We start from the raw sequence: 23,929 nt of genomic DNA, 5'->3' as shown, positions 1-23,929 counted from the left end.
CGTTAGGTCGTGCTTTTATTGGCCCGGCAGCCATACGCCGCCGGGCAAGACTGCAAAACTAGACGTCCAGCAGCAGACGGGTTGGATCTTCCAGCAGCTCTTTAATCGCGACCAGGAAGCCCACGGACTCGCGGCCGTCGATCAGGCGGTGATCGTAAGAGAGCGCCAGGTACATCATTGGCAGGATCTCAACTTTACCGTCTACCGCCATAGGGCGATCTTTAATGGCATGCATACCCAGGATCGCGCTCTGCGGCGGGTTAATGATCGGGGTAGACATCAGCGAGCCGAATACGCCGCCGTTGGTAATGGTGAAGTTACCGCCGGTCAGGTCGTCTACGGTCAGCTTGCCGTCGCGGCCTTTAACAGCCAGCTCTTTAATGTTTTTCTCGATGTCAGCCATACCCAGGGTATCCACATCACGCAGAACCGGCGTTACAAGGCCGCGTGGTGTAGAAACCGCCATGCTGACGTCGAAATAGTTGTGGTAAACCACGTCATCGCCATCGATGGACGCGTTCACTTCCGGGTAGCGTTTCAGCGCTTCAACTACCGCCTTCACGTAGAAGGACATAAAGCCCAGACGGATACCGTGACGTTTTTCAAACGCGTCACCGTACTGCTTACGCAGGTCCATGATTGGCTTCATGTTCACTTCGTTGAAGGTGGTCAGCATCGCGGTAGAGTTTTTCGCTTCCAGCAGACGCTCGGCCACGCGTTTACGCAGGCGAGTCATTGGCACGCGTTTTTCGCTGCGGGCACCCAGAGCAGGCTGTGCTGCCGGTGCTGCCGCAGGGGCTTTCGCTTCTGCCTGAGCAGGCGCTTTCGCCAGGTGTTTGTCGATGTCTTCGCGGGTCAGACGACCGCCCACACCGGTGCCTTTGATGGCTGCCGGGTCAAGGCTGTGTTCAGCCAGCAGGCGACGGATCGCCGGGCTGAGAGCGTCGTTAGACTGTTCTTCCAGAGAAGCCTGCTGGCGCTGAGCCGGCGTAGAGGCTTTCTCTTCAGATTTCGCGCTGGACTCTTTGCCCGCGCTGTTGCCTTCACGCAGGCGACCCAGGATCTGACGAGAGGTTACGGTGGTACCTTCATCTTCCAGCACCGCGTCCAGAACGCCATCCGCCGAAGCCGGTACTTCCAGTACCACTTTGTCAGTTTCGATTTCTACCAGCACTTCATCGCGCTTAACGGCATCGCCTGGTTTTTTGTGCCAGGTAGCGACGGTCGCATCTGCTACGGATTCAGGCAGGTCGGGAACAAGAATATCTACGCTACTCATTTTGTATCCTTTAATTAATCGACGTTCAGCGCGTCATTGACCAGATCTTGTTGCTGCTTCTGGTGAACGGACATATACCCTACCGCCGGAGAGGCGGAGGCCGGGCGACCTGCATAACGCAGGGCTGACCCAAATGGAATCACTTCACGGAAATGATGCTGGCTGCAGTACCATGCGCCCTGGTTAAGCGGCTCTTCCTGGCACCAGACAAAATCATGTACGTGAGCATATTGTTTCAGCACTTCCTGCATCGCCTGATGCGGGAACGGATAAAGCTGTTCGATACGCACGATGGCGACATCTTTCTGATCGTTCTTGCGGCGCTGTTCCAGCAGGTCGTAATAAACCTTACCAGAACACATCACTACGCGCTTCACGCCCTGCGGATCCAGCTCGTCAATTTCACCGATGGCTGGCAGGAAGGTTCCGTTCGCCAGTTCTTCCAGGCTTGACACCGCCAGCGGGTGGCGCAGCAGGGATTTCGGCGACATCACCACCAGCGGACGGCGCATACCGCGCAGCGCCTGGCGACGCAGCATGTGGTAGACCTGAGCCGGGGTGGACGGCACGCAGACCTGCATATTCTGCTCGGCGCAGAGCTGCAGATAACGCTCCAGACGCGCGGAGGAGTGCTCCGGACCCTGACCTTCATAACCGTGCGGCAGCAGCATTACCAGGCCACACATGCGGCCCCACTTCTGCTCGCCGGAGGAGATGAACTGGTCGATAACCACCTGCGCACCGTTGGCGAAGTCACCGAACTGCGCTTCCCAGATGGTCAGGGTGCGTGGTTCAGCGGTGGCATAACCGTATTCGAAGGCCAGAACCGCTTCTTCAGACAGCACGGAGTCCCAGACCTTGAACTGGCCCTGACCGTTGTGCACGTGCTGCAGCGGGGTATAGGTTGAACCGTTGGACTGGTTGTGAACAACCGCGTGACGGTGGAAGAAGGTCCCACGGCCCGCATCTTCACCGGACAGGCGAACAGGAATGCCTTCGTCAACCAGCGTTGCGTAGGCCAGCGTTTCCGCGCCGCCCCAGTCGAACAGCTTCTCGCCTGCCGCCATGGACTGACGGTCAGCGTAGATTTTCGCCACGCGAGACTGCATCTCGATAGCGTCCGGTACGGTGCTGATGCGTTTAGCCAGCTCCTGCAGGCGCTTCATCTCAACCTTGTTCGGGTAGCTCTCATCCCACTCGTGGTTGAGGTACGGCGACCAGGTAAAGGAGTGCATGTTCATCGGGCGCAGCTCTTTGACCACGCATTCACCCGCATCCAGCGCGTCGCGGTAGAGGTTGACCATTTCGGTCGCATCTTCCAGCGTCGTCACTTTGTCGCTCTCCAGCTTGTCAGCATAGATTTTGCGCGGGGTCGGGTGTTTTTTGATTTTCTGATACATCAACGGCTGGGTTGCACTTGGCTCGTCCGCTTCGTTGTGGCCGTGACGGCGGTAGCAGAAGAGGTCAATGAACACATCGCGTTTAAAGGTATTACGGAAGTCCAGCGCCAGACGGGTAACGAAAGCAACGGCTTCCGGGTCATCCGCGTTAACGTGGAAGATTGGCGCCTGCACCATCTTACCGATGTCGGTGCAGTACGGGGTAGAACGCGCGTCAAGCGGGTTAGAGGTGGTAAAGCCCACCTGGTTGTTAATCACGATGCGAACGGTACCGCCCACTTCGTAACCACGCGCTTTCGACATGTTCAGGGTTTCCTGAACTACGCCCTGCCCTGTTACCGCCGCATCGCCGTGGATGGTGATCGGCAGCACTTTATTGCTGCTCGGCTCGTCCAGACGATCCAGGCGCGCACGCACGGAACCGATCACCACCGGGCTAACGATTTCCAGGTGTGACGGGTTAAACGCCAGCGCCAGGTGAACCAGACCGCCTTCGGTTTCGATATCTGACGAGAAGCCCATGTGGTACTTCACGTCGCCGGTGCCGAGGTGTTCTTTATGTTTGCCCGCGAACTCGTCGAACAGGTCCTGAGGTTTTTTACCCAGCACGTTGACCAGCACGTTCAGACGACCACGGTGCGCCATGCCCAGTACCACTTCACGGGTGCCGCTCTTGCCTGCGTGACGAATCAGCTCTTTCAGCATCGGCACCAGCGCGTCGCCGCCTTCCAGCGAGAAGCGTTTTGCGCCCGGGAATTTCGCGCCCAGATAGCGCTCAAGCCCTTCCGCTGCGGTCAGTTCGTTCAGGAAGCGTTTTTTCTCGTCAGCCGAGAAGGTCGCGTGGCCCGCTACGGATTCGATGCGCTGCTGGATCCAACGCTTCTCTTCGGTAGAGGTAATGTGCATGTATTCCGCGCCGATGGAGCCGCAGTAGGTTTGCTTGAGCGCGTCAATCAGATCGCCCAGCTTCATCGTGTCTTTGCCGATGGCAAAGGAACCTACGTTAAAGCTTTCCTGGAAATCGGCCTCGGTCAGATCGTGATATGCCGGATCGAGATCGGCCACACGGTCTTGTTTCCACAGTCCCAGCGGATCGAGATTCGCATGCTGGTGACCACGGAAGCGATAAGCGTTGATAAGCTGCAGGACTTTAACCTGCTTCGCATTGGTGTCAGGGTCGGAAATCGCAGAAGAGTAACGTGAGGCATCCTTCGCCAGACGACGGAAATAATCACGTGTTTTGGAATGGAATTGATCCGGTTTGACCCCTGTGCCAGGCAACTGCTGGAACATGGAACGCCAGTTTGCGTCCACTGAGTCAGGATCGGTTAAGAAGTCTTCATAGAGCTGTTCAATCCAGCTCTGGTTCGCACCAGAAAGGAAAGAAGAGTCCAGCCAGGCTTTCATTGCGCCGTTCTGCATCGTGATCCCTTAAGCATTTTTATGCTTACTTTCGCCGTAGAAACTACCACGCACACCACGTGTACGTGCCGGGGTTCACCTGCGAGCTCTTTTACTTTGGCCCGCGAAGGAACCTTTAGAAACTGTCTAAGGGTCTTTACCCTCACCCCTACCCTCTCCCTAAGGGAGAGGGGGAATGCCGTCGGCAGTTTTTAAAGATTTCCTGCAATCTGTCCCCTCTCCCTTAGGGAGAGGGTTAGGGTGAGGGGAACAGTGCTCCCCTCTCACTACTTACGCACTGCGCTGCAGCAGCATCGACTTAATATGGCCGATGGCGCGCGTCGGGTTCAGCCCCTTCGGACACACACTGACGCAGTTCATGATGCTATGGCAGCGGAATACGCTGAAAGCGTCACTCAGTCCTTCCAGACGGCTGTCGGTTTCGGTGTCGCGGCTATCGATCAGGAAGCGATAGGCAGCCAGCAGACCGGCCGGGCCGATAAACTTGTCCGGGTTCCACCAGAACGACGGGCAGGACGTTGAACAACATGCGCAGAGAATACACTCGTACAGACCATCGAGTTTTTCACGCTGCTCAGGAGACTGTAAGTGCTCGCGAGCGGGTGGATTTTGCCCATTATTCAATAAGTAAGGCTTAATCTTCTCATATTGTGCATAGAATTGCCCCATGTCTACCACCAAATCACGTACGACCGGCAGGCCTGGCAGAGGACGGATAACAATTTTCTGACCAGGACGCTGCAGCGCTGAAATTGGCGTGATGCAGGCCAGGCCATTTTTGCCGTTCATGTTCACACCGTCAGAGCCACAAACCCCTTCACGGCAGGAGCGGCGGAACGACAGCGTAGGATCTTTTTCTTTCAGCTGGATTAAGGCATCCAGCAGCATCATGTCGCGACCTTCTTCCGCTTCCAGGGTGTAGTCCTGCATGCGCGGAGCGTCATCAACATCCGGGTTATAACGATAAACTGAGAATTCGAGTTTCATTATCCTGTCTCCGCATTAGTAAGTACGAATCTTCGGCGGGAACGCCGGACGCAGTTTCGGTTCCATGTTGACGCTACGACGCGTCATGGTTTCCGACTCTGGCAGATACAGGGAATGACACAGCCAGTTTTCGTCATCACGCTCCGGGAAGTCGAAGCGGCTATGCGCGCCACGGCTTTCGGTACGGAAGTTTGCCGACATCGCCGTCGCGAACGCGGTTTCCATCAGGTTATCCAGTTCCAGGCACTCAACGCGCTGGGTGTTGAACTCGCTGGAGGTGTCGTCCAGACGGGCATTTTTCAGACGCTCGCGGATCGCTTTCAGCTGCTCAAGACCTTTGGCCATCGCGTCGCCTTCGCGGAATACCGAGAAGTTGTGCTGCATGCATTCCTGCAGCGCTTTACGGATTTCCACCGGATCTTCGCCGTTACGGTTGCCGTTCCAGCGGTTGAGGCGCTCCAGAGAAGCATCAATTTCGTCGTCGGTTGCGTCACGCAGCGCACCCTGCTCGGCAATGGATTCCTGCAGATGCAGACCCACTGCGCGACCAAACACCACCAGATCCAGCAGGGAGTTGCCGCCCAGACGGTTTGCACCGTGTACGGATACGCAGGCAATTTCGCCTACCGCGAACAGGCCAGGAATGACCTCGTCTTCGCCCTGCTCGTTCACGGTCAGCGCCTGACCGGTTACTTTGGTCGGAATACCGCCCATCATGTAGTGGCAGGTTGGGATAACCGGAATCGGCTCTTTCACCGGGTCGACGTGTGCGAAGGTGCGGGACAGTTCCAGGATACCCGGCAGACGGGATTCCAGAACTTCTTTACCCAGATGGTCGAGCTTCAGCTTCGCGTGTGGACCCCATGGGCCGTCGCAGCCGCGGCCTTCACGGATTTCGATCATGATGGAACGCGCCACCACGTCACGACCCGCCAGGTCTTTCGCATTCGGGGCATAGCGCTCCATGAAGCGCTCACCGTGTTTGTTCAGCAGGTAGCCACCTTCACCGCGGCAGCCTTCTGTTACCAGAACGCCTGCACCGGCGATACCGGTTGGGTGGAACTGCCACATCTCCATATCCTGCACCGGCACGCCCGCGCGGATAGCCATACCGACACCGTCACCGGTGTTGATGTGGGCGTTGGTGGTGGACTGATAGATACGGCCTGCACCGCCGGTCGCCAGCACGGTAGCGCGCGCTTTGAAGTAAACTACTTCACCGGTTTCGATGCACAGCGCGGTACAGCCGACGATTGCGCCATCGGCATTTTTCACCAGATCCAGCGCGTACCACTCGGAGAAGATGGTGGTGTGGTTTTTCAGGTTCTGCTGATACAGGGTGTGCAGCAGTGCGTGACCGGTACGGTCAGCCGCCGCCGCGGTGCGTGCCGCCTGCTCGCCGCCGAAGTTTTTCGACTGGCCGCCAAACGGACGCTGATAGATAGTGCCATTTTCCAGACGGGAGAACGGCAGACCCATGTGGTCCAGCTCCAGAATCGCTTCCGGGCCGGTTTTACACATATATTCGATGGCATCCTGGTCGCCGATGTAGTCGGAACCTTTTACCGTGTCGTACATGTGCCATTCCCAGTTATCTTCGTGGGAGTTACCCAGCGCAACGGTGATACCGCCCTGCGCAGACACAGTGTGGGAACGGGTCGGGAAAACTTTAGAGAGCAGCGCACAGGTCTGGCCGCTCTGGGAAATTTGCAGTGCGGCACGCATACCTGCGCCACCGGCACCAATTACAACAGCATCAAATTCTCTGACTGGCAGTTTCATTACACACCCCACACCACAACGAATCCATAAATAACGTAAACTACCAGTGCAACCACAATGGCCAGCTGCAGTGGGAGGCGAATCGCCAGCGGTTTAACGTAATCGGTCAACACCTGCCACATGCCAATCCAGGCATGAATAAGGATGGAGAACAGAGCCAGCAGGGTGAACACTTTGGTGAAGGCGGATCCGAAGAACCCACTCCAGATTTCCCACGTCAGCGTGCCGCTGGTCGCGAAGAAACCGATCATATAGATGATGTAAAGAGTGAGAACGATGGCGGTAGCACGGACCAGAATGAAGTCATGTACGCCGTTGCGTCCTAATGCGGAGGCGTTGCTTACCATACGAGAACTCCTGCGAGAAGTGAAAGCACGACAGTAATCACAAATGAAATGTTAGCGGAGCGTTTCCCGGCTTCGAAAGTCTCTTCCAGGTAGCCAAAGTCCATCAGCATATGGCGAACACCGACGACAACGTGGTACGCCAGCGCGGTCAGAATGCCCCACATGATGAATTTCACGAAGAAGCTGTTCATGATGGCAGAGGCCTGGAGGAATCCTTCAGGGGAAGAGAGGCTGGTGCCCAGTAACCACAGCAAAATACCGACCGCCACAAACGTAATCACACCAGAAACACGGTGCAGAATGGACGCTATTGCTGTTACAGGGAACCGGATCGTTTTGAGATCCAGATTGACAGGTCTTTGTTTTTTCACATTTCTTATCATGAATAACGCCCACATGCTGTTCTTATTGTTTCCTTCCTCCGGACTGCGATGCGGGTCAAGCAGCGTTCCTTTTCTATAACTGCGCGTCATGCAAAACACTGCTTCCAGATGCTTAAACGACACGTTACAACGCTGGGTGGCTCGGGATTGCAGGGTGTTCCGGAGACCTGGCGGCAGTATAGGCCGTTCACAAAATCATTACAATTAACCTACATACAGTTTGTCGGGTTTTCTCTGGAACAGTGATCAGGGTCACGATAACAACATCTTTTTAATTTTTAATCATCTGATTTGACAAATGTTAAACAATATTGTTACAAACGTCATCAGAAAAGGCATATAATGCGCAAAAGTTATGAGGTCTCTCTTTCACCTGACAAATAGTTATGTAACAGTGTGATGGTATTGACCGAAGTTATCAGGACAGTTATTAGTGATATACAGGTTTGAATAATTCGGACTGCAAAAACGCTGATTTGCTGTGGTTTCACTGATATTTCATTCGTTTACCTGCAAGGCGCCATAGCTCTGTACCCTGGTTTGTCCTCGTGAGCTGAGCGGAAAGCCAAATAACAATCTGGTAACGGTGATTAACAGCTGAAAGCAAATCCGGTAAAGCGCAGTCTTAAGCATAAGGCGCTAAGGAGACCGTAAATGGCTGATACAAAGGCAACGCTCACCCTAAATGGTGACACTGCTATTGAACTGGATGTGCTAAAAGGCACGCTCGGTCAGGATGTTATTGATATCCGTACGCTGGGCTCTAAAGGTGTATTCACCTTTGACCCTGGATTTACCTCTACCGCATCTTGCGAATCCAAAATCACCTACATTGACGGTGACGAAGGTATCCTGCTCCATCGCGGCTTCCCCATCGATCAGTTAGCCACCGAATCCAACTATCTGGAAGTGTGCTACATCCTGCTGAACGGCGAAAAACCGACGCAGGCACAGTACGATGAATTCAAAACCACCGTGACCCGTCACACCATGATCCATGAGCAGATTACCCGTCTGTTCCATGCGTTCCGCCGTGACTCTCACCCGATGGCGGTGATGTGCGGTATCACCGGTGCGCTGGCGGCGTTCTACCACGACTCCCTTGACGTGAATAACCCGCGTCACCGTGATATCGCGGCGTTCCGCCTGCTGTCCAAAATGCCTACCATGGCGGCGATGTGCTACAAATACTCCATCGGCCAGCCGTTTGTGTATCCGCGCAACGACCTCTCCTACGCGGGTAACTTCCTGCGCATGATGTTCTCCACGCCGTGCGAAGAGTACGAAGTGAACCCGGTGCTGGAACGCGCAATGGACCGTATTCTGATCCTGCACGCTGACCACGAACAAAACGCCTCTACCTCTACCGTCCGTACCGCGGGCTCTTCAGGCGCGAACCCGTTCGCCTGTATCGCTGCGGGCATCGCTTCCCTGTGGGGACCGGCGCACGGCGGCGCGAACGAAGCGGCACTGAAGATGCTGGAAGAGATCAGCACCGTTGAGCACATTCCTGAGTTCGTGCGTCGCGCGAAAGACAAGAATGACTCCTTCCGCCTGATGGGCTTCGGTCACCGTGTTTACAAAAACTACGACCCGCGCGCCACCGTGATGCGTGAAACCTGCCACGAAGTGCTGAAAGAGCTGGGGACCAAAGATGATCTGCTGGAAGTGGCGATGGAGCTGGAACACATCGCACTGAACGACCCGTACTTCATCGAGAAGAAACTCTACCCGAACGTCGATTTCTACTCTGGCATTATTCTGAAAGCGATGGGCATTCCGTCTTCCATGTTTACCGTGATCTTCGCTATGGCCCGTACCGTAGGCTGGATTGCGCACTGGAACGAAATGCACAGCGAAGGCATGAAAATCGCCCGTCCTCGTCAGCTGTATACCGGCTACGAGCAGCGTGATTTTAAGTCTGACCTGAAGCGCTAAAAGATGTTGGGTGCGGCCTGATGCCCTCACCCCGGCCCTTTCCCACAGGGAGAGGGTGGAAACATTAAAAACGGTAACCCAAGGGTTACCGTTTTACTTTTATTTCTGGCAGTGCGGGCACCAGTAAAAAGGTCTGGAAGAGAGCATAATCCTGTCGATAATCCCGCCGCATCGCTCACACTTCTTCCCCGCCCGATGAAACACCTTGAACCGGAACAGCGCCCCGTGATGCGTGTTCTCATCCGCCACGCCGCGCGTGTTGTACGAGAGCCGCGGAATATCCAGCAGCGCGTGGGACAACGCCTCCAGCTGTTCATCATTCAGCTCAGACGCTTTATGCTGCGCCGCCAGCCCGACTTCCCAGAGGATCTCTACCCGCAGGTAGTTGCCCAGCCCGGCCAGAAAGGCCTGGTCGAGAAACAAACCGGAAAACTGTCGGTTACGGAATTTAGGTGATAACAGCCGGGCCTTCACGTCGCTCGCCGTCAGGCGCATGTCCAGCACGTCCGGCCCGACCCGCTGCAGAAACGGGTGCGTCAGCAGCTGCTCCGGCGTAAGCATTTCGATATCCGACGCGCTATAGAGTAGGATCGCTTTATCCGCCGTTTGCAGCCTGACGCGCAGCACGCGGGTGGTTTGCGGCTGCTCGTCCGCCTCCACCACGCGCCAGACGCCGTAAAGCTGGTTATGGCTATATAACGTCAGGTTATGGGAAAAATGCGTAAGCAAGGCTTTGCCGCGCGTTTCAATATGGGTCACCGTCTGGCCCACCAGCTGTGATTCAAACGGTTTCAGTTGAGGAAAAGCAAACCAGACATCCGTCAGGGGTTTGCCCTTTATCGCCGCCTCCAGGCTATCCGCCGCGCGGCGGATCTCCGGACCTTCAGGCATCTTTGTGTCCTTATCGTCATTATTCGGCGCTGACGAGGATACCCTCTTCAGAGAACGCTGCCCGCAAGCGGCGCGCGAACTGGAGCGCATGCTCGCCATCGCCGTGTAAACATACCGTATCGGCCTGCACGTTTGCCGGTGTTCCGTCCACGGCGATCACCCGCCCGGCGCGCACCATCTCCAGCGTCTGCGCCAGCGCTTTAGCTTCGTCGGTAATCAGCGCCCCGGCCTGCGTCCGCGGCACCAGGCTTCCGTCCGGCTGGTATCCCCGATCGGCAAAGACTTCCTGACGGGTGGTCAACCCCAGCCGTTCTCCGGCGCGAATAAGCTCGCTGCCCGCCAGACCCACAAGGATCAGTTGCGGGCTGCAGTCCAACACCGCGCGGGCAATGGCGTCCGCCAGATCCGCATCTTTCGCCGCCTGGTTGTAGAGCATGCCGTGCGGCTTCACGTGGCGCATCACGCCGTTCTGGGCGCGCACCATAGCCTCCAGCGCGCCGATCTGGTAGAGCACCTGAGCGTAGACCGTCTCAGGGGGAAGATCCATCGCCGTGCGGCCAAAGTTTTCCCGATCGGGAAAGCTGGGGTGAGCCCCAATCGCGACGCCGTTTTTAATGGCATTACGTACGCTCTCCAGCATGGTTTGGGCATCACCCGCATGAAAGCCGCAGGCGATATTGACCGAGGTGACCAGAGTCATCAGTTCCGAATCAGCGCTGCTTCCCTCCCCCAGATCGGCGTTCAAATCAATCTTTACCATCAAGCCTCCACGCCAGCTGTTCAAGATAACGCTGCTGATCCTGCCGCGCCTTAAGCGCCTCCTCCAGCGAACACTGCACGAAGTGAATCGGCTGGCCGAGGGGAATTTGCGCCAGATGGTAGCGATCCGCTTCAATGATGCAGGCAATGCGCGGATAGCCGCCGGTAGTTTGCGCATCGTTCATTAATACGATGGGCTGACCGTTTCCCGGCACCTGAATAACCCCAGGCAATAAACCGTGGGAGAGCAGCTCCCGGTCCGTCGTGCGGGTCAGCGGCTGCCCCTGAAGGCGGTAGCCCATGCGGTTACTCTGCGGGCTGATCTTCCACGGCGCACGCCAGAAGGACTCTATAGAAGCCTCGTCAAACTCATGATATTCCGGCCCCGGTAAGGCGCGGATCTGGTTTCCCCACAGCAGCTGTTTTACGCCCTGCGTGGTCGAGAAATGGCGCGCGGAGGCTTTGATTGCCAGCCGATCGCCGTCGCGCAACAAACGTCCTTCGTGACCGCCGATCCCGGCCTTCTGATCGGTACTGGATGAACCCAGCACCTCCGGCACGTCAATGCCGCCAGCCACCGCGAGATAGCTACGCACACCGTGCAGCGGACGTTTGAGCGTCAGGCGCTGCCCGGCTTTCGCCCGCAGCCGCCAGCCGGTCCACACCGCTTTGCCATCCAGCGTCGCATCACACCCTGCGCCGGTTAAGGCAAACCAGGTTTCCTGACCAAACTCAATCACACACTGGCCCAGCGTAATTTCTAGCGCAGCCGTGCTGCCAGGGTTGCCCACAAGCAGGTTGGCAATCTCCAGCGAAGGACGGTCAAGCGCACCGCAGTAGCTCACGCCCGACTGGCGCAGACCAAAGCGACCGGCATCCTGTACGGAGGTGTAAAGCCCGGCGCGAATAAGCGTTAACATACCCCCTCCTTCTGCGGGATAAAGCGAAGGGTATCCCCGGGACGCAAGAGTATTGGCGCCTCCAGCCCGGGTTCAAATAACGGTGTAGCGGTATGTCCAATAAGCTGCCAGCCGCCAGGCGATGTCAGCGGATAAACGCCGGTCTGCTCACCGCCGATAGCCACCGTCCCCGCCGGCACGCTCACGCGCGGCTCGGCACGGCGTGGCGTATGCAGCCGGGGAGATAATCCGCCCAGATACGGGAATCCAGGCTGAAATCCCAGGAACCAGACCACGTAGTCAGCCGAGCTGTGCAGCTCAACAACCTGCTTTTCTGTTAATCCGCAGTGGTCTGCCACCACGCCAAGATCTGGCCCACCCGTACCGCCATAAACGACCGGGATCTCAATGGCGCGAGATTCCGGCTCCAGCGCCTCGCTCTCTTCCCACCAGCGCTGCAAACGCTCAATGGCATCCAGCGCCAGGGTATGCGGGCTACGCAGCACGACGGTTATGTTATTCATACCCGGAATGGTCTCAACCACTTCAGGCATGTCGGCCAGACGCTGGGTCAGCCGCCAGATACGCTTTTGCGTGGCAAGCGTCACCGGTGGTTCAAGCTCCAGAACCACTGCGGTTTCACCCAGAAGATAACAACGCGCTCGCTGCACTTAACTACCTCTCGTCAGGCTGGGTTAGGGATATCAATAAAGGTCACATCCAGATCGGTATTTTCTGTCAGCCACTCGCTGAGGGCGCGAATGCCACCGCGCTCGGTGGCGTGATGGCCAGCCGCGTAAAAATGCAGCCCCTGTTCACGCGCCGAATGAATGGTCTGCTCGGAAACCTCGCCGGTGATAAAAGCATCGACGCCGAAACGCGCGGCGCTGTCGATAAAGCCCTGACCGCCACCGGTACACCATGCGACACGCTTCACCGTATCCGGACCGGTATCACCGCTCCACAGCGGACGACGACCCAGGCGCGCTTCAATCCACGAGGCCAGCTCCAGTCCTGGCACCGGCATCGCCAGCTCGCCCCACGGCACCAGCGGCTCAATTTCACCCATCACGGTAATCCCCAGTAGCTGCGCCAGCTGGACGTTGTTGCCGAGCTCCGGGTGCGCATCCAGCGGCAGGTGGTAGCCGTACAGGTTGATGTCATTAGCCAGCAGCGTTTTCAGACGATTGCGCTTCATCCCGCGAATAATCGGCGATTCGTTTTTCCAGAAGTAACCGTGATGAACAATCACCGCGTCGGCGTTCTGACGAACGGCCTCGTCCAGCAGCGCCTGGCTTGCCGTCACGCCGGTGATAATTTTTTGCACCGTCTCACGGCCTTCAACCTGGAGCCCGTTCGGGCCGTAATCGCTGAAGGAGGTACTGTTCAGTTTTTCGTTAATCAGGCTTTCCAGTTCGCTGTTTTTCATCATCACTCTCTTATGCTTTGCGGGCAGCTTCGTACGCCGCCAGCGTGGCGACACGCGCCTGTTTATGGTCGACAATCGGACGAGGGTAATCCAGCTTTACACGCTGTTTATCCGCCCATGCCCACGGTTCGTGGATCGCTTTAGCAGGTATACCGTTAAGTTCAGGCACCCAGCGGCGGATAAACTCGCCGTCCGCATCAAATTTTTGCCCCTGCGTGGTCGGATTGAAAATCCGGAAATAGGGTGCGGCATCGGTGCCGGTAGAGGCCGCCCACTGCCAGCCGCCGTTATTCGCCGCGAGATCGCCATCGATCAGCTGAGAGATAAAATAGCGCTCTCCGATACGCCAGTCGATAAGCAGATCCTTCACCAGAAAGCTGGCGGTAATCATCCGCAGGCGGTTGTGCATCCACCCCGTCTCATTAAGCTGACGCATGGCGGCATCGACTATCGGATAGCCCGTCTGCCCACTTTGCCAGGCTTTCAGCTGCTTATCATTCGATTGCCACTTTACATTATCGGTCCAGCCAATGAAGGGCCGATGTTTACATAAATCAGGGTGATACGTCATCAGATGGCGGTAGAACTCGCGCCAGATAAGTTCATTCAGCCAGACAGACCCTGCGCCGCCCTCCAGCGCCTGCGGCTGCTCCGCCAGCAGACGATGCAAACACTGGCGCGGTGAGATCGCGCCCAGCGCCAGACTGGCCGACAGGCGGCTGGTACCCTCGATGGCGGGAAAATCTCGACGCGCGTCGTAACTGGCCGCGTCCTGCTTGCAGAACTGGCGCAGTTGGGCGATGGTCGCTTTCTCATCGGCGGGGAATAGCGTTTCATCAAACGGCTGCTGAGGGTAATCAAACGTCAGCTCAGGCAGCTCTTTTATGGCTTCGCCTCGCACGGCAGGCGCGGCAACGCACTCCGGCAGCGCCTCTTTCAGACGTTTGATAAAGGCATTTTTGAACGGAGTAAAAACTTTATACATCTCGTGGTTGCCGGTCATCACGCTGCCCGGTGCCAGCATTACGCTGTCATCAAACCCTTCGCAGACCACCCCTTCCAGCATCTTCTCCAGCTGACGGTCGCGCTGCTGCTCGTTGAATTCGTACTGATAGTTGTAAAAAAGATGCGTGACCTTGTGCTGCTTACAGATCTCCTGCACCGTCTGAAGCTGTGCGGCAAAATCACCCACCTCTTTATAGAGAAGCGGTATGCCTTTTCCGGCAAGCGAGTGCTGCAGATCGTTCAGATACGCCCGGAGCAAGGCCGCCTGCCGGGGGGCCATATCGTGCTGCCGCCACTGCTCGGGCGTGGCCATAAACAGTGCCAGTACGTTAGCGTCTTTGGCGCGGCAGGCTGCCGCAAGGGCGATGTTGTCATGTACGCGCAGGTCCGCGCGAAACCAAACCAGATGGGTGGGCATAAAACTCCAGGCAATTATCCATTATGTCCGTAAGGGCATGCCGTAAAAGGAAAAAGCATGCATTGAACTACTTTGCCATGAAGTGTAGACGGGATGAAATAAAAAAGGCCGCCCGAGGCGGCCTTGGCGCTACTTGTCCTGCGCTATCGTGGATAAAGCGACAAACCCATTCGGCTCATCGCTCTTTACAACGAGTACGCTGGCGACAATGAACGCGATGCAAAAATAGCGTTTCATTATGCGGTCCCTGCTGCTAACCGCTCCACCGTTCACCACCGGTGATAAGTCGGTGGACACAAGCCCGGGTAGGCGGGCTGCTTTACGGCTGTAAATACACCTTTCCCAGGACCGATGCCCATTTGCGAGATGGCGGAAAGGGACGCAGCATCATAATTAACATCCGCTGAGAAGGTAAGATACTCGAATAAAATTAGGAATTTATAAAGGCTTCGAGGGATTGCCATCTGCTTACAGGAGGGTATGATAAAAATCCCGGGTAGGGGCTGCAAAACCACCCAACGGACCGCGAATCCCGAGGGACAAAAAAACCGCCACATTGCTGTTGGCGGTTTTTTTATTGCTATGTGTGTAGTCTTAGTATCAGTAGAAATCGCAGGTCGCTTTCTCGGCCTTATCCATCCACACCGGCTTCTCGCTGGTTTTCGCCCAGACGCGGTGCAGATAGCTGTAAAAACGTGCACGATCTTTCCAGAACAGCATCACCGGCAGAGCCAGCACGCCAGCCACTACGGCGAAAGCGCGGCGCAAGAACACGATATGAGCCGGATACTCTTTATAAAGATCCATATTTTTCTCCCCTATAGTTGGCCGGAAACGTCATCCGGAAAATTCAAAATCTGTGACCTGGCTAAAATAATATCGCTTTGTTTGTAATTTTACTACTCATCCGACCACTTATTTTTGCCCATTTAGGGAATATTTACATTCTCTCCGTAATTAAGTTACAAAAAAGTTAACGGTTTACTTATCAATAGTTAAATTGTGGGCTTTGCCATTTTTATACTTTTTTTACACCCGCCCTCCCCATTTTTGCGAAATCTTTGCGCCGGAAATCCTACCGTTAGTACAACAACGAAAGTCACCCGGAGGTGGATTGTGAGTGCAGGTCTTATTGCCGGCATCGTGCTGGTGTTCCTGTTATTGGGTTATCTGGTCTATGCCCTGATAAATGCGGAGGCCTTCTGATGGCTGCTCAGGCGTTTCTGCTTATTGCCAGCTTCTTAGTGGTACTGTTCATTCTGGCAAGGCCACTGGGATCGGGACTGGCACGATTGATCAACAACGTTCCTTTGCCCGGCACGGGAAGCGTTGAAAAAGGGATCTGGCGCGTACTGGGAATAGAGGATCGGGAGATGAACTGGCGTCAGTATCTGATAGCCATTCTGCTGCTGAATATCGTTGGGCTCATTGCGCTTTTTGCCATTCTGATGTTGCAGGGCATCCTGCCGCTGAATCCGCAACAGTTACCGGGCCTGTCCTGGCATCTTGCGCTGAACACGGCGGTGAGTTTTGTCACTAACACCAACTGGCAGTCCTACGCCGGTGAAACCACGCTGAGCTACTTCAGCCAGATGGTCGGGCTAACCGTGCAAAACTTCCTCTCTGCCGCCAGCGGTATCGCGGTGATCTTCGCGCTGACGCGTGCTTTTGCGCGTCAGAAAATCAATACCCTGGGTAACGCGTGGGTGGATCTGACCCGCATTACGCTGTGGATCCTGCTGCCAATTGCGCTGCTGATCGCGCTGTTCTTTATCCAGCAGGGCACCCTGCAAAACCTGATGCCTTACGCGTCCTATACCTCGCTGGAAGGTGCAAAACAGCTCCTGCCGATGGGGCCAGTGGCGTCACAGGAAGCCATCAAAATGCTCGGAACGAACGGGGGGGGCTTCTTCAACGCCAACTCGTCACATCCGTTTGAAAACCCTACCGCATTGACCAATTTTGTGCAGATGCTGGCGATTTTCCTGATCCCCGCCGCGCTCTGCTTTGCCTTTGGTGATGTGGTTAACGATCGCCGTCAGGGCCGCACCTTGCTCTGGACCATGTCTCTGATCTTTGTGGTCTGCGTGGCGCTGGTGATGTGGGCTGAATGGAGCGGCAACAGCCATTTCATGCAGCTGGGGGCCAACAGCAATATCAACATGGAAGGTAAAGAGAGCCGCTTTGGCATTCTCGCCAGCAGCCTGTATGCGGTGGTCACCACGGCGGCTTCGTGCGGGGCAGTCAACGCCATGCACGATTCCTTTACGGCGCTGGGTGGCATGATCCCGATGTGGCTGATGCAGATTGGTGAAGTCGTCTTTGGCGGCGTGGGCTCGGGTCTTTACGGCATGCTGCTGTTCGTGCTGCTGGCGGTGTTTATTGCCGGTTTGATGATTGGCCGCACCCCGGAATACCTCGGTAAAAAAATCGACGTTCGCGAGATGAAATTAACCGCGCTGGCGATTCTGGTCACCCCTGCGCTTGTGCTTCTTGGCACCGCGCTTGCGCTGATGACCGAGGCCGGACGCAGCGGCATCTTTAACCCCGGCATTCACGGTTTTAGCGAAGTGCTGTATGCCGTCTCTTCTGCCGCCAACAACAACGGCAGCGCCTTTGCGGGCTTAAGCGCCAACTCACCGTTCTGGAACTGCCTGCTGGCGTTCTGCATGTTTGTGGGTCGCTTCGGGATCATTGTGCCGGTGTTGGCGATTGCCGGATCGCTGGTGAATAAAAAAATCCAACCGACCACCACCGGGACATTGCCGACCCACGGCGCGCTGTTTATCGGCCTGCTGACGGGTACCGTTTTACTGGTCGGCGCCCTGACCTTTATCCCCGCCCTCGCGTTAGGCCCGGTCGCGGAATACCTCTCTTTACGCTGATTTTGCGGAGAAATTGTCATGAGTCGTAAACAACTGGCCCTGTTCGAACCGTCATTAGTTCGCCAGGCGCTCATGGATGCGGTGAAAAAGCTGAGTCCGCGCGTGCAGTGGCACAACCCGGTGATGTTTATTGTCTGGGCGGGAAGCGTGCTGACCACCGCCCTGGCGATTGCCATGGGTACGGGCCACATGCCGGGAAATGCGATGTTTACCGGCGCCATCAGCCTGTGGCTATGGTTTACCGTGCTGTTCGCCAACTTTGCGGAAGCGCTGGCGGAAGGCCGGAGTAAAGCCCAGGCCAACAGCCTGAAAGGGGTGAAGAAAACCGCCTTCGCGCGCAAGCTACGTGAACCGAAATACGGCGCGCAGATGGACCACGTTCCGGCTGATGAACTGCGCAAAGGCGATGTGGTTCTGGTAGAGGCCGGTGACATTATCCCTTGCGACGGTGAAGTCATCGAAGGGGGCGCCTCGGTGGATGAAAGCGCCATTACAGGGGAGTCCGCGCCGGTTATCCGCGAATCCGGCGGCGATTTCGCCTCCGTGACGGGCGGGACGCGCATTCTCTCCGACTGGCTGGTGATCCAGTGTAGCGTTAACCCGGGGGAAACCTTCCTCGACCGGATGATCGCCATGGTGGAAGGCGCGCAGCGTCGTAAAACGCCGAACGAGATTGCCCTGACCATCCTGCTGGTGGCCCTGACCATCGTCTTCCTGCTGGCAACCGCGACGCTGTGGCCGTTCTCAGCCTATGGCGGCACCGCGGTCACCATCACGGTGCTGGTGGCGCTGCTGGTCTGCCTGATCCCCACCACCATTGGTGGCCTGCTGTCAGCCATCGGCGTAGCCGGCATGAGCCGTATGCTCGGTGCCAACGTCATCGCCACCAGCGGGCGGGCGGTGGAAGCCGCCGGTGACGTGGACGTCTTACTGCTGGATAAAACCGGGACCATTACCCTCGGTAACCGCCAGGCGTCAGATTTCCTGCCCGCCCCCGGCGTGGATGAAAAAACGCTGGCGGATGCCGCACAACTCTCTTCGCTTGCCGATGAAACCCCGGAAGGCCGCAGTATCGTGATCCTCGCCAAGCAGCGCTTTAACCTGCGCCAGCGCGACGTCCAGAGCCTGCACGCCACTTTCGTGCCCTTCACGGCGCAAACCCGCATGAGCGGCATTAACATTCAGGATCGCATGATCCGCAAAGGCTCTGTTGACGCTATCCGTCGCCACATTGAGGCCAACAACGGCCACTTCCCACCTGAAGTGGACAGCCTGGTCGAAAGCGTGGCCCGTCAGGGGGCGACGCCGCTGGTGGTGGCCGAGGGCGCACACGTGCTGGGGGTGATTGCCCTGAAGGATATCGTCAAAGGCGGTATCAAGGAGCGCTTTGCCCAGCTGCGTAAAATGGGGATCAAAACGGTGATGATCACCGGGGATAACCGTCTTACCGCCGCGGCGATTGCCGCCGAAGCGGGCGTGGATGATTTTCTTTCCGAAGCCACACCGGAAGCGAAACTGGCGTTGATTCGTCAGTATCAGGCGGAAGGCCGCCTGGTGGCGATGACCGGCGACGGTACCAACGACGCCCCTGCCCTGGCGCAGGCCGACGTGGCGGTGGCAATGAACTCCGGTACCCAGGCGGCAAAAGAGGCGGGCAACATGGTCGACCTCGACTCTAACCCGACCAAGCTGATTGAAGTGGTGCACATTGGCAAGCAGATGCTGATGACGCGCGGGTCGCTGACTACGTTCAGTATCGCCAACGATGTGGCGAAATATTTCGCCATCATTCCGGCGGCGTTTGCTGCGACCTACCCGCAATTAAACGCGTTGAACGTGATGCACCTGCACTCTCCGGCATCGGCCATTCTGAGCGCAGTGATCTTTAACGCCCTGATTATTGTCTTCCTGATCCCGCTGGCGCTGAAAGGCGTGAGCTATAAGCCGCTCACGGCCGCCGCCATGCTGCGCCGCAACCTGTGGATTTACGGTCTGGGCGGGCTGGTGGTGCCTTTCATCGGTATCAAAGTTATCGACCTGCTGTTGACGCTGTTCGGCCTGGTTTAAAAGGTGAATCAAATGACGATGTTACGCCCCGCTATACTTCTGTTTATTCTGCTGTCTCTCATTACCGGCGGGCTGTACCCGCTGGTGACCACCGCGCTGGGCCAGTGGTGGTTTAAGGATCGGGCCAACGGCTCGCTGATTATGCAAAACGGTGAAAACCGCGGTTCGCGCCTGATTGGTCAGAACTTTACGGATGCCCGTTACTTCCAGGGACGCCCTTCCGCCACTGCCGAAAGCCCGTATAATCCGATGGCATCCGGCGGCAGTAACCTGGCGGGCAGCAACCCCGAGCTGGACAAAGCCGTTGCTGAGCGCGTGGCAGCCCTGCGCGCCGCTAATCCGCAGGCCAGCCGTGAGGTGCCCGTAGAGCTGGTGACCGCCTCGGCCAGCGGGCTGGACTACAGCCTGACGCCGGCAGCCGCGGCATGGCAAATCCCGCGCGTCGCCGCGGCCCGTCAGCTGACCGTCGAGCAGGTTAGCCAGCTGGTTGCAGAGCACACGCAAAAGCCGCTGGTCGGCTTTATCGGCATGCCCGTGGTGAATATTGTTGAGCTGAATCTGGCGCTGGACGCGCTAAGGAAAAACTAAATGACCGACGAGCCCATGCGCCCGGATCCGGACAGGCTGCTTGAACAGACGGCCGAAGCCCATCGCGGCAAACTGAAAATTTTCTTTGGCGCCTGCGCAGGCGTCGGGAAAACCTTCGCCATGCTGACGGAAGCCCAGCGGCTTCGGGCGCAGGGGCTCGATATATTGATAGGCGTGGTAGAAACCCACGGACGCAAAGAGACCGCATCGCTGCTGAAGGGGCTGGCCACCCAGCCGCCCCGCCGCATCAGCCACCGCGGTCGGTTAGTCACCGAATTCGATCTCGATGCCGCCCTCGCCCGCCGTCCCGCCCTTATCCTGATGGACGAACTGGCCCACAGCAATGCGCCAGGCTCACGCCATCCAAAACGCTGGCAGGATGTAGAAGAACTACTCGAAGCCGGCATCGATGTATTCACGACGGTTAACGTTCAGCATCTGGAGAGCCTGAACGACGTGGTCAGCGGCGTGACCGGCATTCAGGTACGCGAGACGGTGCCCGACCCCTTCTTTGATTCTGCCGATGAAGTGGTACTGGTCGACCTGCCCCCCGACGATTTGCGCCAGCGCCTGCATGAAGGCAAAGTCTATATCGCCGGCCAGGCCGAGCGCGCCATCGAGCATTTCTTCCGTAAAGGCAACCTGATTGCCCTGCGCGAGCTGGCCCTGCGTCGTACTGCCGATCGCGTCGACGATCAGATGCGAGCCTGGCGCGACCTGCAGGGCCAGGAGCGCGTCTGGCATACGCGAGATGCCATCCTTCTGTGCGTAGGGCACGGCAGCGGCAATGAAAAGCTTGTCCGCACCGCCGCGCGCCTGGCGGCCAAATTTGGCAGCGTCTGGCATGCGGTTTATGTCGAAACGCCGCAGCTGCACGCGCTGCCCGAGAACCAGCGCCGCGCGATATTGAGTTCGCTTCGCCTGGCGCAGGAGCTGGGTGCCGAAACCGCCACCCTTTCTGACCCTCAGGAAGATAAAGCCATTTTGCGCTACGCCCGTGAGCACAATCTGGGGAAAATCGTGATTGGCCGTCGCCAGCATCGCCGCTGGTTTAGCCGCGAATCCTTTGCCGACAAGCTGGCCCGCCGCGCACCGGATCTGGACCTGGTGATCGTGGCGCTGGATGATAAGCCCACGCCGTTACCCAGCCGCGCGCCGGACAGCCGTGCCTTCAGCGATAAATGGCGCATTCAGCTGCGCGGCTGTCTTGTCGCCGTCGTGCTCTGCGCCCTGATTACCGTGATTGCCAGCCAGTGGCTGATCGCGTTTGATGCCGCCAACCTGGTGATGATCTACCTGCTTGGCGTGGTGGTGGTGGCGCTCTTTTACGGTCGCTGGCCGTCGGTACTGGCGACGGTCATCAACGTCATCAGCTTCGATCTGTTCTTTATTGCCCCCCGCGGGACGCTCGCCGTGTCGGACGTACAGTACATTCTTACCTTCGCGGTGATGCTCACCGTCGGGCTGGTGATCGGGAATCTGACGGCGGGCGTGCGCTATCAGGCGCGTATTGCCCGCTATCGCGAGCAGCGCACGCGCCATCTCTATGAGATGTCGAAATCGCTGGCGGTGGGACGCACGCCGCTGGATATCGTGCAGACCAGCGAGCAGTTTATTCGTTCGACGTTTCATGCCAGCAACCTGATTTTGCTCCCGGACGAACACGGCAAGCTGCGCCCGCTGACGTCGGCCTCAGGCATGACGCCCTGGGACGAAGCCATCGCGCGCTGGAGCTTTGACAAAGGGTTACCTGCGGGCGCAGGGACCGACACCCTGCCCGGCGTGCCCTATCAAATTCTGCCGCTGCGCAGCGCCGATAAAAATCAGGGGCTGGTGATTGTTGAGCCCTCAAACCTGCGCCAGCTGATGATCCCCGAACAGCAGCGGCTGCTGGAGACCTTTACGCTGCTGGTTGCCAGCGCGCTGGAGCGGCTGGCCCTCACCGCCAGCGAAGAACAGGCCCGGCTGGCGAGCGAGCGAGAAAGCATTCGTAACTCGCTGCTGGCGGCGCTCTCTCACGATCTGCGAACCCCGCTCACCGTCCTGTTTGGTCAGTCAGAAATCCTGACGCTCGACCTGGCGGCGGAAGGCTCTAAACACGCCCTTCAGGCCAGCGAGATCCGCCAGCATGTCCTGAATACCACGCGTCTGGTGAATAACCTGCTCGATATGGCGCGTATCCAGTCAGGCGGTTTTAACCTCAAAAAAGAGTGGCTCACGCTTGAAGAGGTGGTGGGCAGCGCCCTGAAAATGCTCGAACCCGGCCTGGGCGGGCGGCATATTGCGCTGAACATGCCCGAGCCCCTGACCTTAATTCACGTTGATGGTCCGCTGTTTGAACGGGTGCTGATCAACCTGCTGGAAAATGCCGGAAAATATGCGGGCGCCAGCGCGCAAATTGGCGTGGATGCGACGGTGGACGACGGCACGCTTCATCTTGACGTCTGGGATACCGGACCCGGCATTCCCGCCGGGCAGGAGTTGGCTATTTTCGAAAAATTCGCGCGCGGCAATAAGGAGTCGGCCATTCCGGGCGTGGGGCTGGGGCTGGCGATTTGCCAGGCGATCATTGACGTCCATGGCGGGTCCATCTCCGCAGAGAATCGTCCCGAAGGCGGCGCGCGGTTTTGTGTTACACTTCCTCTGGAAACCCCGCCAGAACTTAATGAATTACCAGAGGATTTGTGATCAACGTTCTGATTGTTGAAGATGAGATCGCCATTAGCCGTTTTCTGCGCGCTGCGCTGGAAGGGGACGGTCTGCGCGTTCATGATGCGGGTACGCTTCAGCGGGGTTTAATTGAAGCCGCCACCCGCAAGCCGGACCTGGTGATCCTCGATCTTGGTCTGCCGGACGGCGACGGCATCGATTTTATCCGGGAAGTTCGTCAGTGGAGCCAGATGCCGATCCTCGTGCTCTCCGCGCGTACGGAAGAGACGGATAAAATCGCGGCGCTGGATGCCGGGGCGGATGACTATCTGATTAAACCTTTTGGTATCGGCGAGTTACAGGCTCGCCTTCGCGTGGCGCTGCGTCGCCACAGCGCAACCACGCCCGCTGACCCAACCTACGCGTTTGGGGATATCCGGGTTGACCTGGCCGCGCGGCGCATTGTGCGCGGTGAAGAAGAAATCCATCTGACGCCAATAGAATTTCGCCTGCTCGCCGTTCTGCTCAACAACCACGGCAAGGTTCTCACCCAACGCCAGCTGCTAAGTCAGGTGTGGGGGCCCAACGCGGTGGAACATAGTCATTATTTACGCATATATATGGGACATCTTCGTCAGAAACTCGAAGTTGACCCCGCTCGCCCTCGCCATTTATTAACTGAAACCGGTATCGGTTATCGGTTTATGCTTTGAATAACTATTCATTTTATTTTTAAATAAAATCAAAATACCTCAGAAAATATTTCATAAATAACCCATGCATTATTTTTACGGGTTATTC

Annotated in this window: 20 protein-coding genes; 7 read left to right on the top strand and 13 right to left on the bottom strand. The window is 57.2% G+C overall.

The features are described from left to right. Nucleotides 1–58: 58 nt before the first annotated feature. The 6 genes from odhB to sdhC form a co-directional block, all read right to left on the bottom strand. On the bottom strand, nucleotides 59–1,279 hold the full coding sequence (gene odhB / locus INF68_RS00585) for a 2-oxoglutarate dehydrogenase complex dihydrolipoyllysine-residue succinyltransferase (protein WP_008501093.1): 1,221 nt from the start codon (nucleotides 1,277–1,279) through the stop codon (nucleotides 59–61). Between the two features lie 14 nt (nucleotides 1,280–1,293). Next, on the bottom strand, nucleotides 1,294–4,101 hold the full coding sequence (gene sucA / locus INF68_RS00580; protein ID WP_023334931.1) for a 2-oxoglutarate dehydrogenase E1 component: 2,808 nt from the start codon (nucleotides 4,099–4,101) through the stop codon (nucleotides 1,294–1,296). 270 nt (nucleotides 4,102–4,371) lie between these two features. Beyond that, nucleotides 4,372–5,088, bottom strand: a complete 717-nt coding sequence (gene sdhB / locus INF68_RS00575; RefSeq protein ID WP_008501090.1) for a succinate dehydrogenase iron-sulfur subunit SdhB — start codon at nucleotides 5,086–5,088, stop codon at nucleotides 4,372–4,374. A 15-nt stretch (nucleotides 5,089–5,103) separates the two neighbouring features. Next, entirely contained in the window at nucleotides 5,104–6,870 is a 1,767-nt protein-coding gene (sdhA, locus tag INF68_RS00570; protein WP_126785946.1) for a succinate dehydrogenase flavoprotein subunit, read from the bottom strand. After that, the gene (gene sdhD, locus INF68_RS00565; protein WP_008501088.1) at nucleotides 6,870–7,217 is read right to left on the bottom strand and encodes a succinate dehydrogenase membrane anchor subunit; all 348 of its coding nucleotides are present in this window, start codon (nucleotides 7,215–7,217) and stop codon (nucleotides 6,870–6,872) included. The genes sdhA and sdhD overlap by 1 nt, the downstream gene beginning before the upstream one ends. Further along, a complete protein-coding gene (sdhC, locus tag INF68_RS00560) occupies nucleotides 7,211–7,615 on the bottom strand; it encodes a succinate dehydrogenase cytochrome b556 subunit (protein ID WP_020684965.1) in 405 nt (134 codons plus the stop codon). Before sdhC ends, sdhD begins: the two co-directional genes overlap by 7 nt. A gap of 639 nt (nucleotides 7,616–8,254) precedes the next feature. Here sdhC and INF68_RS00555 point away from each other — a divergent pair. Continuing rightward, nucleotides 8,255–9,538 (top strand): citrate synthase, encoded by a 1,284-nt coding sequence (locus INF68_RS00555; RefSeq protein WP_023310788.1) that lies wholly within the window; start codon nucleotides 8,255–8,257, stop codon nucleotides 9,536–9,538. Between the two features lie 99 nt (nucleotides 9,539–9,637). On the opposite strand, the gene nei is transcribed toward INF68_RS00555, so the two are convergent. From nei to INF68_RS00520, 7 genes are all read right to left on the bottom strand, one after another. Continuing rightward, nucleotides 9,638–10,429 (bottom strand): endonuclease VIII, encoded by a 792-nt coding sequence (nei, locus tag INF68_RS00550; RefSeq protein ID WP_023310787.1) that lies wholly within the window; start codon nucleotides 10,427–10,429, stop codon nucleotides 9,638–9,640. Nucleotides 10,430–10,448: 19 nt separating this feature from the next. Continuing rightward, complete coding sequence (gene pxpA / locus INF68_RS00545) at nucleotides 10,449–11,189, bottom strand: 5-oxoprolinase subunit PxpA (RefSeq protein ID WP_109846274.1); 741 nt, start codon at nucleotides 11,187–11,189, stop codon at nucleotides 10,449–10,451. Further along, nucleotides 11,176–12,108: a 5-oxoprolinase subunit PxpC gene (pxpC, locus tag INF68_RS00540; RefSeq protein ID WP_126785947.1), complete on the bottom strand. Its 933-nt coding sequence runs from the start codon at nucleotides 12,106–12,108 to the stop codon at nucleotides 11,176–11,178. Before pxpC ends, pxpA begins: the two co-directional genes overlap by 14 nt. Next, entirely contained in the window at nucleotides 12,102–12,758 is a 657-nt protein-coding gene (gene pxpB / locus INF68_RS00535) for a 5-oxoprolinase subunit PxpB (RefSeq protein ID WP_126785948.1), read from the bottom strand. Before pxpB ends, pxpC begins: the two co-directional genes overlap by 7 nt. A gap of 14 nt (nucleotides 12,759–12,772) precedes the next feature. Continuing rightward, on the bottom strand, nucleotides 12,773–13,516 hold the full coding sequence (locus INF68_RS00530; RefSeq protein ID WP_023310783.1) for a type 2 GTP cyclohydrolase I: 744 nt from the start codon (nucleotides 13,514–13,516) through the stop codon (nucleotides 12,773–12,775). A 10-nt stretch (nucleotides 13,517–13,526) separates the two neighbouring features. Continuing rightward, nucleotides 13,527–14,939, bottom strand: coding sequence for a deoxyribodipyrimidine photo-lyase (gene phrB / locus INF68_RS00525; RefSeq protein WP_126785949.1), 1,413 nt, complete (start codon nucleotides 14,937–14,939; stop codon nucleotides 13,527–13,529). 600 nt (nucleotides 14,940–15,539) lie between these two features. Then, complete coding sequence (locus INF68_RS00520; protein WP_126785950.1) at nucleotides 15,540–15,746, bottom strand: YbfA family protein; 207 nt, start codon at nucleotides 15,744–15,746, stop codon at nucleotides 15,540–15,542. Nucleotides 15,747–16,055: 309 nt separating this feature from the next. Between INF68_RS00520 and kdpF the strand changes: the two genes are divergently transcribed. Genes kdpF through kdpE form a run of 6 tightly spaced genes read left to right on the top strand, consistent with a single transcriptional unit; the run spans nucleotide 16,056 to nucleotide 23,841 of the window. Beyond that, entirely contained in the window at nucleotides 16,056–16,145 is a 90-nt protein-coding gene (gene kdpF / locus INF68_RS00515; RefSeq protein WP_014069365.1) for a K(+)-transporting ATPase subunit F, read from the top strand. Continuing rightward, nucleotides 16,145–17,824: a potassium-transporting ATPase subunit KdpA gene (gene kdpA / locus INF68_RS00510; protein WP_126785951.1), complete on the top strand. Its 1,680-nt coding sequence runs from the start codon at nucleotides 16,145–16,147 to the stop codon at nucleotides 17,822–17,824. The genes kdpF and kdpA overlap by 1 nt, the downstream gene beginning before the upstream one ends. 18 nt (nucleotides 17,825–17,842) lie before the next feature. After that, nucleotides 17,843–19,891, top strand: a complete 2,049-nt coding sequence (kdpB, locus tag INF68_RS00505) for a potassium-transporting ATPase subunit KdpB (protein ID WP_023310779.1) — start codon at nucleotides 17,843–17,845, stop codon at nucleotides 19,889–19,891. 12 nt (nucleotides 19,892–19,903) lie between these two features. Continuing rightward, nucleotides 19,904–20,479 carry a potassium-transporting ATPase subunit KdpC gene (kdpC, locus tag INF68_RS00500; RefSeq protein WP_109846268.1) on the top strand — a complete coding sequence of 192 codons (576 nt, stop codon included), beginning with the start codon at nucleotides 19,904–19,906 and terminating at the stop codon, nucleotides 20,477–20,479. After that, a complete protein-coding gene (gene kdpD / locus INF68_RS00495; protein ID WP_023310777.1) occupies nucleotides 20,480–23,167 on the top strand; it encodes a two-component system sensor histidine kinase KdpD in 2,688 nt (895 codons plus the stop codon). Continuing rightward, entirely contained in the window at nucleotides 23,164–23,841 is a 678-nt protein-coding gene (gene kdpE / locus INF68_RS00490; protein WP_047073924.1) for a two-component system response regulator KdpE, read from the top strand. The genes kdpD and kdpE overlap by 4 nt, the downstream gene beginning before the upstream one ends. The last annotated feature ends 88 nt before the right edge of the window (nucleotides 23,842–23,929 follow it).

Origin of the sequence: Enterobacter cloacae complex sp. P16RS2, from assembly GCF_014982155.1 — a bacterium.
Classification (GTDB): domain Bacteria; phylum Pseudomonadota; class Gammaproteobacteria; order Enterobacterales; family Enterobacteriaceae; genus Enterobacter; species Enterobacter cloacae_M.
The sequence above is the reverse complement of the archived record's forward strand: the minus strand, read 5'-3'. Positions and strand labels throughout refer to the sequence as shown.

Bases quoted from the DNA above. Each gene is read 5' to 3' on its own strand.
- pxpA (WP_109846274.1), bottom strand. From the start codon at position 11,189: ATGGTAAAGATTGATTTGAACGCCGATCTGGGGGAGGGAAGCAGCGCT.
- kdpA (WP_126785951.1), top strand. From the start codon at position 16,145: ATGGCTGCTCAGGCGTTTCTGCTTATTGCCAGCTTCTTAGTGGTACTG.
- odhB (WP_008501093.1), bottom strand. From the start codon at position 1,279: ATGAGTAGCGTAGATATTCTTGTTCCCGACCTGCCTGAATCCGTAGCA.
- INF68_RS00520 (WP_126785950.1), bottom strand. From the start codon at position 15,746: ATGGATCTTTATAAAGAGTATCCGGCTCATATCGTGTTCTTGCGCCGC.
- sdhD (WP_008501088.1), bottom strand. From the start codon at position 7,217: ATGGTAAGCAACGCCTCCGCATTAGGACGCAACGGCGTACATGACTTC.
- INF68_RS00555 (WP_023310788.1), top strand. From the start codon at position 8,255: ATGGCTGATACAAAGGCAACGCTCACCCTAAATGGTGACACTGCTATT.
- pxpC (WP_126785947.1), bottom strand. From the start codon at position 12,108: ATGTTAACGCTTATTCGCGCCGGGCTTTACACCTCCGTACAGGATGCC.
- sdhA (WP_126785946.1), bottom strand. From the start codon at position 6,870: ATGAAACTGCCAGTCAGAGAATTTGATGCTGTTGTAATTGGTGCCGGT.
- sdhB (WP_008501090.1), bottom strand. From the start codon at position 5,088: ATGAAACTCGAATTCTCAGTTTATCGTTATAACCCGGATGTTGATGAC.
- phrB (WP_126785949.1), bottom strand. From the start codon at position 14,939: ATGCCCACCCATCTGGTTTGGTTTCGCGCGGACCTGCGCGTACATGAC.
- kdpD (WP_023310777.1), top strand. From the start codon at position 20,480: ATGACCGACGAGCCCATGCGCCCGGATCCGGACAGGCTGCTTGAACAG.
- INF68_RS00530 (WP_023310783.1), bottom strand. From the start codon at position 13,516: ATGAAAAACAGCGAACTGGAAAGCCTGATTAACGAAAAACTGAACAGT.
- kdpB (WP_023310779.1), top strand. From the start codon at position 17,843: ATGAGTCGTAAACAACTGGCCCTGTTCGAACCGTCATTAGTTCGCCAG.
- sucA (WP_023334931.1), bottom strand. From the start codon at position 4,101: ATGCAGAACGGCGCAATGAAAGCCTGGCTGGACTCTTCTTTCCTTTCT.
- kdpC (WP_109846268.1), top strand. From the start codon at position 19,904: ATGACGATGTTACGCCCCGCTATACTTCTGTTTATTCTGCTGTCTCTC.
- nei (WP_023310787.1), bottom strand. From the start codon at position 10,429: ATGCCTGAAGGTCCGGAGATCCGCCGCGCGGCGGATAGCCTGGAGGCG.
- sdhC (WP_020684965.1), bottom strand. From the start codon at position 7,615: ATGTGGGCGTTATTCATGATAAGAAATGTGAAAAAACAAAGACCTGTC.